Source organism: Leifsonia sp. NPDC077715 (genome assembly GCF_040686855.1).
Classification (GTDB): Bacteria; Actinomycetota; Actinomycetes; order Actinomycetales; family Microbacteriaceae; genus Leifsonia.
Genome location: NZ_JBFBOG010000002.1, coordinates 284,259 through 295,263 on the forward strand (window position 1 = coordinate 284,259; position 11,005 = coordinate 295,263).

5 protein-coding genes and 3 rRNA genes are annotated in these 11,005 nt (G+C 61.1%); all 8 read left to right on the forward strand.

Going from position 1 to position 11,005, the window contains the following annotated elements; genetic code table 11:
* Nucleotides 1-61 precede the first annotated feature (61 nt).
* The 8 genes from AB0P25_RS08340 (at nt 62) to rrf (ending at nt 10,832) form a co-directional block, all read left to right on the forward strand.
* A complete protein-coding gene (locus tag AB0P25_RS08340) occupies nt 62-775 on the forward strand; it encodes a histidine phosphatase family protein (RefSeq protein WP_363806581.1) in 714 nt (237 codons plus the stop codon).
* Nucleotides 772-1,386: a TlpA disulfide reductase family protein gene (locus AB0P25_RS08345; RefSeq protein ID WP_363806582.1), complete on the forward strand. Its 615-nt coding sequence runs from the start codon at nt 772-774 to the stop codon at nt 1,384-1,386. The genes AB0P25_RS08340 and AB0P25_RS08345 overlap by 4 nt, the downstream gene beginning before the upstream one ends.
* A gap of 1 nt (nt 1,387) precedes the next feature.
* Complete coding sequence (locus tag AB0P25_RS08350; protein ID WP_363806583.1) at nt 1,388-2,128, forward strand: cytochrome c biogenesis protein CcdA; 741 nt, start codon at nt 1,388-1,390, stop codon at nt 2,126-2,128.
* Entirely contained in the window at nt 2,112-3,740 is a 1,629-nt protein-coding gene (locus tag AB0P25_RS08355) for a cytochrome c biogenesis protein ResB (protein ID WP_363806584.1), read from the forward strand. The genes AB0P25_RS08350 and AB0P25_RS08355 overlap by 17 nt, the downstream gene beginning before the upstream one ends.
* Before the next feature lie 9 nt (nt 3,741-3,749).
* The gene (ccsB, locus tag AB0P25_RS08360; RefSeq protein ID WP_363806585.1) at nt 3,750-4,817 is read left to right on the forward strand and encodes a c-type cytochrome biogenesis protein CcsB; all 1,068 of its coding nucleotides are present in this window, start codon (nt 3,750-3,752) and stop codon (nt 4,815-4,817) included.
* Between the two features lie 700 nt (nt 4,818-5,517).
* Nucleotides 5,518-7,041, forward strand: a 16S ribosomal RNA gene (locus tag AB0P25_RS08365).
* 426 nt (nt 7,042-7,467) lie between these two features.
* Nucleotides 7,468-10,581: ribosomal RNA gene (locus AB0P25_RS08370) — 23S ribosomal RNA — on the forward strand.
* Between the two features lie 134 nt (nt 10,582-10,715).
* Nucleotides 10,716-10,832 (forward strand): 5S ribosomal RNA (rrf, locus tag AB0P25_RS08375).
* The 16S, 23S and 5S rRNA genes sit together here, the layout of an rRNA operon.
* Nucleotides 10,833-11,005: the final 173 nt, after the last annotated feature.

Genomic DNA, 11,005 nt, shown 5'->3' on the forward strand with positions numbered 1-11,005 from the left:
CCGTCCACAGGCGCGCCCGCGCTCAGTGAATTCAAGGCAAACCCCTCCGTAGACTGGACCGGTGGTAGCGAGCCAGGTCCACCTCGTCCGTCATGGCGAGGTGTTCAATCCCGACGGCATCCTGTACGGCAGGTTGCCGGGGTTCGGCCTCTCCAAGCTCGGCCACCGAATGGCGCAGGCGGCGGCCGACGACCTCGCCGGTCGCGGTCGCCCGGTCCGCGCCCTCCGCGTGTCCCCGCTCCAGCGCACCCGCGAGTCGGCGGCGCCGATCGCCGAGGCGTTCGGGCTCGAGCCGGTGATCGACGAGCGCATCATCGAGCCGACCAACCGCTTCGAGGGCACCAAGATGAAGCTGGCCGTGCGCAAGCCGCAGTACTGGCCCTTCCTCGTCAACCCGCTCCGGCCGAGCTGGGGCGAGGCCTATACGAGCATCGAGCGCCGCATGCTGGCGGCGATCGACGACGCCTTCGCCTCGGTCGACGACGGCGACGTCATCCTGGTGAGCCATCAGCTCCCGATCTGGGTCGCCCACCTGTCGGTCACCGGCCAGCGTTACCCGCACGACCCGCGCAAGCGTCGCTGCGCCCTGTCCAGCATCACGACGTTCGAGGTCGCCCCCGAGCCCGAGAAGAGCCCGGTGGATGCGCGTCCCGGCGATGGCCCTGTGGCCGTCCACCCCGGGCGCAGCGAGGCGTCCCGGCGGTACGCCGAGGCCGGGTACGTCGAGCCGGCCGCCGCCCTTCTCGTCGCCGCGACGGATGTGGGCGCCGTATGACCGCCCCAGCGCGCATCCGTTCCCGCGTCCTCTCCGTCGGCGCCGCCATCGCGGTGACCGCCATCGCGCTGACCGGCTGCACGGCGAATGACAGCCTCGCCAACCAGTACCGATCCGGCAACGGGCAGAACTACATCGCCGGCGACGGCACCGTGAGCGAGTACGCGGCCGGCAACCGCGGCGAGGCCGTGTCCTTCACCGGGAAGCTGCAGAACGGCGACACCGTGAGCTCGAAGGATTACGCGGGCAAGGTCCTCGTCGTCAACTTCTGGTACGCGGGCTGCCCGCCGTGCCGCGTCGAAGCGCCCGACCTCCAGTCGCTCAGCGAGAAGTACGCGTCGCAGGGCGTCGGCTTCCTCGGCGTCAATCTGTACGACTCGGCGCAGACGGCCGCGAGCTTCGAGAAGGACAAGGGCGTGACCTACCCGTCGGTGCTCGACCGCGACACCGGTTCGGTGCTCCTCGCCTTCAGCAAGACCGTTCCGCCGAAGGCGACTCCGACGACGCTGGTCGTCGACAAGGAGGGACGCGTCGCCGCGCGCATCCTCGGCGCCATCCCCGACAAGAGCATCCTCGACACGCTCATCTCCGACGCCGTGGCCGAGAACTGACGTGGGCGGCGTCGGTCAGATCGTCTTCAGCGGCCAGCTCCTGCTGGCCCTGCCGATCGCACTCCTCGCAGGGCTGGTGTCGTTCGCATCGCCGTGCGTCCTGCCTCTCGTCCCCGGATACCTGGCGTACGTCGGAGGCATCAGCGACCCGGGCGCGAAGCGCGACCGGTCGCGTCTGCTCACCGGAGTCGCGTTGTTCATCCTCGGCTTCGCGATCGTGTTCGTCGCGTACGGCGCTGCGTTCGGTGCCCTCGGCTACTGGCTCGTGCGATGGCAGGACGTCGTTGTCCGCATCCTCGGCGGCCTGGTCATCGTGATGGGCTTGGTCTTCATCGGCCAGTTCTCGTTCCTGCAGCGGACGATCAAGCCGACGTGGCGTCCTGCCACCGGGCTGATCGGCGCGCCCCTCCTCGGCATCGTCTTCGGACTGGGATGGACGCCGTGCATCGGCCCGACGCTCGCCGCGATCAGCGCCCTCAGCGTCGGGAGCGGTTCGCCGTGGCGCGGCGCTCTGCTCGGGCTGTTCTACTGCATCGGCCTCGGCATCCCGTTCCTCCTCGTCGCCCTCGGGTTCGACTGGGTCGCGGGTTCCGTCGCCTTCCTGAAGCGCCACATCCGGGCCATCAATATCATCGGCGGCGCCCTCCTGGTCGTCATCGGCATCCTGATGGTGACGGGTCTGTGGAGTGAGCTCATGTCCCAGTTCTTGGCGGTGATCCAAGGTTTTGAGCCGGCCCTCTGATCACATCGACGCAGCTCCCCCGAGGGAGGATGCGGACGTCAACCAGCCGAAGCTCGGTCCGATGGGCTGGCTGCGCTGGTTCTGGCGGCAGCTCACGAGCATGCGGACCGCGCTGTTCCTGCTGCTTCTGCTGGCGATCGCTGCGGTACCCGGATCGCTCGTCCCGCAGCGCAGCTCGGATCCGAACGGCGTCACGAAGTACTTCACCGACAATCCGTCGCTCGCGCCGGTGCTCGACAAGCTCCAGTTCTTCGACGTCTACACGTCGGTGTGGTTCTCGGCCATCTACCTGCTGCTGTTCGCGTCCCTGATCGGGTGCATCATCCCGCGCACCAAGCACCACTTCGAGGCGATGCGGGCCAAGCCGCCGAAGACGCCGGTGCGCCTGACGCGCATGGCGGGGTTCCAGTCGCGCGTGCTGCCGGCGGAGCTCCGCAGTGCGAGCGCCGATCCGATCCTGACCGCCCGCGATGTCCTGAAGGCGAACCGCTACCGCGTCGCCCTCTATCAGGATGCGCGGTCCACGTCGGTCTCCGCCGAGCGCGGCTATCTCCGCGAGTCCGGCAACCTGGTGTTCCACATCGCCTTGCTCGGGGTGCTGCTGGCGATCGGCGTCGGAGGCGGCTTCGGCTACACCGGCCAGAAGATCGTGGTCGAGGGGCAGAGCTTCGTGAACAGCCTGCCGTCGTACAACTCGTTCAACCCCGGGCGCTTCTTCAGCGACGCCTCGCTCGCGCCGTTCTCGATCGCCGTGAACAAGCTGGATGTGCGGTACGAGACCAAGAATCAGGATGCGATCGGCACGCCGCTCGACTACACGGCGCACGTGACGACGACCGGCCCGGGCGACGCGCAGGACGACACGACGATCAAGGTCAACGAGCCGCTGGCCATCGGGGGCACGAACGTCTACTTGCTCGGAAACGGGTACGCGCCGACCATCACGGTGAAGGACACGGCCGGCAAAGTCGTGTTCAACGACTCGGTGCCGTTCATCCCGCAAGCCGACCCGAACCTCACCTCGCTCGGGTTCGTCAAGATCCCGGACGGGCTCAAGGAGCAGGTCGGGATGATCGGTTTCTTCTATCCCACCGTCACCGCGAGTCAGACCGCGCAGGGCGCCCTGGCATCCAAGTTCCCCGGGCTCGACGACCCGGTGCTGAGCCTCAACGTCTACGCTGGGGACCTCGGCGTCGACGACGGTGTGCCGCAGTCGGTCTACAGCCTCAACACCGACACGCTGGAGCAGCTGGCCGGCCCGCCGACCAAGACCAAGGCGCTCGAGCTGAAGCCCGGCCAGACGGTCGAGCTCCCGAATGGGCTCGGGACCATCTCCCTCGACGGGGTCAAACGGTTCGCCACCCTCGAGGTGCATCATGACCCGGCTCAGATCTGGGTGCTGCTCTTCGCGGTGCTCATCCTCGTCGGGCTGCTCACGTCGCTCTTCGTCCCGCGCCGGCGGCTTTGGGTGAAGGCGATCGAGAATCCGGATGGATCGCTCACCCTCGAGTACGCGGGACTGGCCCGCGGTGAGGATCCGAACCTCCTGGCGGCGGTGGCGGCCGTCGCCGATCAGCACACCCGTGCCCTCACCGGGCCTCCGACGACTTAGGCTGGGATCGTGACCGAAACCTTGGCTCAACTGTCGACCGTGTTCTTGTACGCGGCGATGGGACTCTACGCGGCGGCGTTCATCGCCTTCGCGCTCGATCTCGCCCGGCGCGGCGCGCGAGCGACCGCTGTCGAGGCCGCCGTGGTCCCGAGCGCGGTGGCACGCCGCGCCGAGGTCGCGACTCCCGTCGGCGCCCCCGCCGCTTCGGTGATCGGGGGTGCGCCGCCCGAGCCGACGCCGCCTCCGTCGTCCGCGCTCGGCCGCTTGTCGTCGCGCATCAGCACGCGCGTCGAGGACGACGTGATGAACGGCACCGGGGGAGGAGCATCCCTCAAGTGGGCGTTCGTGCTCACGACCATCGGCTTCGCCTTCCACCTGGTGGCGGTGGTCCTCCGCGGAATCGCGGCGGCCCGTGTGCCGTGGGCCAACATGTGGGAGTTCTCGATGACGGGCACTCTCGTCATCATCGGAGTGTTCCTGATCGCCAACCTGAAGTGGCCGATCACCTACGTCGGCACCTTCGTCCTCGGACTCGTGCTCGTCCTGCAGGGGATCGCCCTGCTGCGGTACTACGTCCCGGTGGTCCCGTTGCAGCCGGCGCTTCAGTCGTACTGGCTCGTCATCCACATCATCGTGGCCGTGCTGGGCACGGCGTTCTTCGCTCTCGGGTTCGCTCTTTCGGGACTGCAGCTGCTGCAGTACCGACGAGAGCGGCAGGTCGCGGAGTCGCGGCCGCAGCAGTTCCGGTTCCTCGCGACGCTTCCGAGCTCGGTCGCTCTGGAGAACCTGGCGTACCGGATCAACATCGTCGGCTTCATCGCGTGGACCTTCACGCTCATCGCCGGGGCCATCTGGGCCGAGAAGGCGTGGGGCCGCTACTGGGGTTGGGACACCAAGGAAGTCTGGACGTTCATCATCTGGGTGATCTACGCCGGATACATCCACGCGCGGGCGACGCGCGGGTGGCGCGGATCGCGTTCGGCATGGCTGGCGATCATCGGCTTCGCCGCGGTGCTGTTCAACTTCGGCATCGTCAACGTGTTCTTCCACGGACTGCACGCGTACTCGGGACTGTGATCGTCCCGAACCAGAACGACGAGAACCCCCTCGGATTCCGAACGGAATCCGAGGGGGTTCTCTCGTATCTGGGGGAGGCGCCGGCGGCAATGGGGTGGAAGATCCGCGTGATTCCGCGGAAGTCAAGCGCGACACGCCCGGGATGTGGGCCGAATTTGCGAGCCCCGGAAGGCCTGCGTAAAGTACTTACTTGTCACCCCAAAGGTGCGGGAGAGCGGAAGAGCTCCCCGGCCTCAAGCGGGACCGAATCCCAAGCCTAGCGGCAATCCTGAACTTGAATAAGTTCGCTTGCTGCGCTTAGGATTAACACCCCACTCACTGAGCAGGTCTAACCGGTTCGGTTCGTGCAAATCGGATGTATCCCACGATGGATGAACGAAAGAGCGCCAAACGGCCGACTTGACAAACTGACTGAGAGTGGTAAGGTAGAGAAGTTGCCTCGCAGAGACAGCCGGAAGGTTGAAAGGCGAGAGCGTCCGATCCTTGAGAACTCAACAGCGTGCACAATGTCAAATGCCAAACAACCTCGGCATTGATCATCTAGACCTAGTCTAGCGGTCGATGCGAGATTCCTTTGGATTAGAAACAGAATGTCAGTAGATATTCGAAACTAGTCAAGACAAACTCGCAGTGCGAAGCCACATTTCCTGGCTGAGCCTGCACTATGTTTCCCGGTCGCTTGCGACCGCGGAGCTAAACATTTACGGAGAGTTTGATCCTGGCTCAGGACGAACGCTGGCGGCGTGCTTAACACATGCAAGTCGAACGATGAAGCTGGAGCTTGCTCCAGGGGATTAGTGGCGAACGGGTGAGTAACACGTGAGTAACCTGCCCTTGACTCTGGGATAACCTCCGGAAACGGAAGCTAATACCGGATATGACGCACGGAGGCATCTCCTGTGCGTGGAAAGAATTTCGGTCAAGGATGGACTCGCGGCCTATCAGGTAGTTGGTGAGGTAACGGCCCACCAAGCCTACGACGGGTAGCCGGCCTGAGAGGGTGACCGGCCACACTGGGACTGAGACACGGCCCAGACTCCTACGGGAGGCAGCAGTGGGGAATATTGCACAATGGGCGCAAGCCTGATGCAGCAACGCCGCGTGAGGGATGACGGCCTTCGGGTTGTAAACCTCTTTTAGTAGGGAAGAAGCGAAAGTGACGGTACCTGCAGAAAAAGCACCGGCTAACTACGTGCCAGCAGCCGCGGTAATACGTAGGGTGCGAGCGTTGTCCGGAATTATTGGGCGTAAAGAGCTCGTAGGCGGTCTGTCGCGTCTGCTGTGAAAACCCGAGGCTCAACCTCGGGCCTGCAGTGGGTACGGGCAGACTAGAGTGCGGTAGGGGAGAATGGAATTCCTGGTGTAGCGGTGGAATGCGCAGATATCAGGAGGAACACCGATGGCGAAGGCAGTTCTCTGGGCCGTAACTGACGCTGAGGAGCGAAAGCGTGGGGAGCGAACAGGATTAGATACCCTGGTAGTCCACGCCGTAAACGTTGGGCGCTAGATGTGGGGACCATTCCACGGTTTCCGTGTCGCAGCTAACGCATTAAGCGCCCCGCCTGGGGAGTACGGCCGCAAGGCTAAAACTCAAAGGAATTGACGGGGGCCCGCACAAGCGGCGGAGCATGCGGATTAATTCGATGCAACGCGAAGAACCTTACCAAGGCTTGACATACACGAGAACGGGCCAGAAATGGTCAACTCTTTGGACACTCGTGAACAGGTGGTGCATGGTTGTCGTCAGCTCGTGTCGTGAGATGTTGGGTTAAGTCCCGCAACGAGCGCAACCCTCGTTCTATGTTGCCAGCGCGTAATGGCGGGAACTCATAGGAGACTGCCGGGGTCAACTCGGAGGAAGGTGGGGATGACGTCAAATCATCATGCCCCTTATGTCTTGGGCTTCACGCATGCTACAATGGCCGGTACAAAGGGCTGCAATACCGTAAGGTGGAGCGAATCCCAAAAAGCCGGTCTCAGTTCGGATTGAGGTCTGCAACTCGACCTCATGAAGTCGGAGTCGCTAGTAATCGCAGATCAGCAACGCTGCGGTGAATACGTTCCCGGGCCTTGTACACACCGCCCGTCAAGTCATGAAAGTCGGTAACACCCGAAGCCGGTGGCCCAACCCTTGTGGAGGGAGCCGTCGAAGGTGGGATCGGTGATTAGGACTAAGTCGTAACAAGGTAGCCGTACCGGAAGGTGCGGCTGGATCACCTCCTTTCTAAGGAGCATCTGGCACAACGTCGGTTTTACCGGCGGAAGTGTCCAGGCGCCGGATCTGAGCGAACGTCTCAGCCGGTTAGCTCATGGGTGGAACATTGACATTGGTGCGGAGCCGAACGGCTCGAGTTCAGTACGCCTCTTGCAGGTAGGAACAGCTCGGACCCGGAAGCCCCGCACATGCACGCTGTTGGGTCCTGAGGGACCGGACCTCATCCGAACGGATGAGAACCGAATCCTCTGGACCTTTTCTAGTCGGCATCAATAGCCGGCGGAGAAGGTACCGCCCGTACTTTGAGAACTACACAGTGGACGCGAGCATCTTAGATTCGAACCTTCGGGTTCGGATCACAAAAGATGATCTGATTTATTAGATCATTGGTCAATCTGCTCACTTCGGTGAGCCGATCGATTCAAACTCATGTGATTTCAAGTTTCTAAGAGCAAACGGTGGATGCCTTGGCATCTGGAGCCGAAGAAGGACGTAGTAATCTGCGATAAGCCTCGGGGAGTTGATAAACGAACTTTGATCCGAGGATTTCCGAATGGGGAAACCCCGCTGGGCCCTTTGGGTGACCCAGTGACTCCCGCCTGAATATATAGGGCGGGTAGAGGGAACGTGGGGAAGTGAAACATCTCAGTACCCACAGGAAGAGAAAGCAAAAGCGATTCCGTTAGTAGTGGCGAGCGAAACCGGAAGAGGCTAAACCGATCATGTGTGATAGCCGGCAGGCGTTGCATGGTCGGGGTTGTGGGACTTTTCTGCTGCTTCTGCCGAACAGCGAGCGTTACAAAGGATCATAGGTGAATGGCTTTGAAAGGCCAGCCACAGAGGGTGCCAGCCCCGTAACCGAAATGGTCCAATGGCGCGAAGAGTATCCCAAGTAGCACGGGGCCCGAGAAATCCCGTGTGAATCTGTCAGGACCACCTGATAAGCCTAAATACTCCCAGATGACCGATAGCGGACAAGTACCGTGAGGGAAAGGTGAAAAGTACCCCGGGAGGGGAGTGAAATAGTACCTGAAACCGTTTGCTTACAAACCGTTGGAGCCTCCTTGTAGGGGTGACAGCGTGCCTTTTGAAGAATGAGCCTGCGAGTTAGCGATATGTGGCGAGGTTAACCCGTGAGGGGTAGCCGTAGCGAAAGCGAGTCTGAATAGGGCGATTCAGTCGCATGTCCTAGACCCGAAGCGAAGTGATCTATCCATGGCCAGGTTGAAGCGACGGTAAGACGTCGTGGAGGACCGAACCCACTTAGGTTGAAAACTGAGGGGATGAGCTGTGGATAGGGGTGAAAGGCCAATCAAACTTCGTGATAGCTGGTTCTCTCCGAAATGCATTTAGGTGCAGCGTTGCGTGTTTCTTGCCGGAGGTAGAGCTACTGGATGGCCGATGGGCCCCAAAAGGTTACTGACGTCAGCCAAACTCCGAATGCCGGTAAGTGAGAGCGCAGCAGTGAGACGGTGGGGGATAAGCTTCATCGTCGAGAGGGAAACAACCCAGACCACCAACTAAGGTCCCTAAGCGCGTGCTAAGTGGGAAAGGATGTGGAGTTGCACAGACAACCAGGAGGTTGGCTTAGAAGCAGCCACCCTTGAAAGAGTGCGTAATAGCTCACTGGTCAAGTGATTCCGCGCCGACAATGTAACGGGGCTCAAGCACGCCACCGAAGTTGTGGCATTGACACTATTGGTAGGCCTTCGTGGTCCAGCCGTGTTGATGGGTAGGAGAGCGTCGTGTGGCGAGTGAAGCGGCGGTGTAAACCAGCCGTGGACGCCACACGAGTGAGAATGCAGGCATGAGTAGCGAAAGACGGGTGAGAAACCCGTCCTCCGAAAGACCAAGGGTTCCAGGGCCAGGCTAATCCGCCCTGGGTAAGTCGGGACCTAAGGCGAGGCCGACAGGCGTAGTCGATGGACAACGGGTTGATATTCCCGTACCGGCGAAGAACCGCCCAAGCTAATCCAGTGGTGCTAAGAGTCCTAATCCTGGACACGGATCCCTTCGGGGTGAAGGTCCGGGCCTAACGCTCGACCCCATGCTGGTGCGGCTAGCGTATTAACAGGTGTGACGCAGGAAGGTAGCCCAGCCGGGCGATGGTTGTCCCGGTGTAAGTGTGTAAGCCGAGAGATAGGCAAATCCGTCTCTCACATAGGCCCAGGCACGATGCGTAGTCTTCATTGACGAAATGGGTGATCCTATGCTGCCGAGAAAAGCATCGACGCGAGGTTCCAGCCGCCCGTACCCCAAACCGACTCAGGTGGTCAGGTAGAGAATACCAAGGAGATCGAGAGAATCGTGGTTAAGGAACTCGGCAAAATGCCCCCGTAACTTCGGGAGAAGGGGGGCCTGAGGCGTGAAGGGACTTGCTCCTGGAGCGTTTGAAGGCCGCAGAGACCAGTGGGAAGCGACTGTTTACTAAAAACACAGGTCCGTGCCAAGTCGCAAGACGATGTATACGGACTGACGCCTGCCCGGTGCTGGAAGGTTAAGAGGAAGGGTTAGCTTCGGCGAAGCTCAGAATTTAAGCCCCAGTAAACGGCGGTGGTAACTATAACCATCCTAAGGTAGCGAAATTCCTTGTCGGGTAAGTTCCGACCTGCACGAATGGCGTAACGACTTCCCAGCTGTCTCAACCGCGAACTCGGCGAAATTGCACTACGAGTAAAGATGCTCGTTACGCGCAGCAGGACGGAAAGACCCCGTGACCTTTACTACAGCTTGGTATTGGTGTTCGGTGTGGCTTGTGTAGGATAGGTGGGAGACTTTGAAGCCGGCACGCCAGTGTCGGTGGAGTCATTGTTGAAATACCACTCTGGTCACTCTGGATATCTAACTTAGAACCGTAATCCGGTTCAGGGACAGTGCCTGGTGGGTAGTTTAACTGGGGCGGTTGCCTCCCAAAAAGTAACGGAGGCGCCCAAAGGTTCCCTCAACCTGGTTGGCAATCAGGTGTCGAGTGTAAGTGCACAAGGGAGCTTGACTGTGAGACTGACAAGTCGAGCAGGGACGAAAGTCGGGACTAGTGATCCGGCAGTGGCTTGTGGAAGCGCTGTCGCTCAACGGATAAAAGGTACCTCGGGGATAACAGGCTGATCTTGCCCAAGAGTCCATATCGACGGCATGGTTTGGCACCTCGATGTCGGCTCGTCGCATCCTGGGGCTGGAGTAGGTCCCAAGGGTTGGGCTGTTCGCCCATTAAAGCGGTACGCGAGCTGGGTTTAGAACGTCGTGAGACAGTTCGGTCCCTATCCGCTGCGCGCGTAGGAAATTTGAGAGGATCTGACCCTAGTACGAGAGGACCGGGTTGGACGAACCTCTGGTGTGCCAGTTGTTCCGCCAGGAGCACCGCTGGTTAGCTACGTTCGGGATGGATAACCGCTGAAAGCATCTAAGCGGGAAGCCGGCCTCAAGATGAGATTTCCATGCCTTCGGGCGAGAGGCTCCCAGCTAGACTACTGGGTTGATAGGCCGGATGTGGAAGTGGGGACTAAAGACCCATGGAGCTGACCGGTACTAATAAGCCGATAACTTGATAATCACCACTCTCATAAACGTTGTAAGGCAGCTATGAGGGGCCCAAGATTGTTCGCGTCCACTATGTGGTTCTCGATGTACGGTCGAGAACTGATTCGAGCTAACGCTCGACGTTCACTTTGATACATCAATAGTGTTTCGGCGGCCATAGCGAGAGGGAAACGCCCGGTTACATTCCGAACCCGGAAGCTAAGACTCTCTGCGCCGATGGTACTGCAGGGGGGACCCTGTGGGAGAGTAGGACACCGCCGGACTTCTTTGTGAGATGGCCACCCAGTGATGGGTGGCCATTTCGCGTTAACGGGGTCGATCACCGCACGGAGCATAGGCTGGCGAGACCCCGCCGAATCGACAGGAGTAGCCGTGAGCGACACACCGGCAGACGACAACCCGCGCGACGAGCGGCCGCGCCGCTCGAACCCAGCGC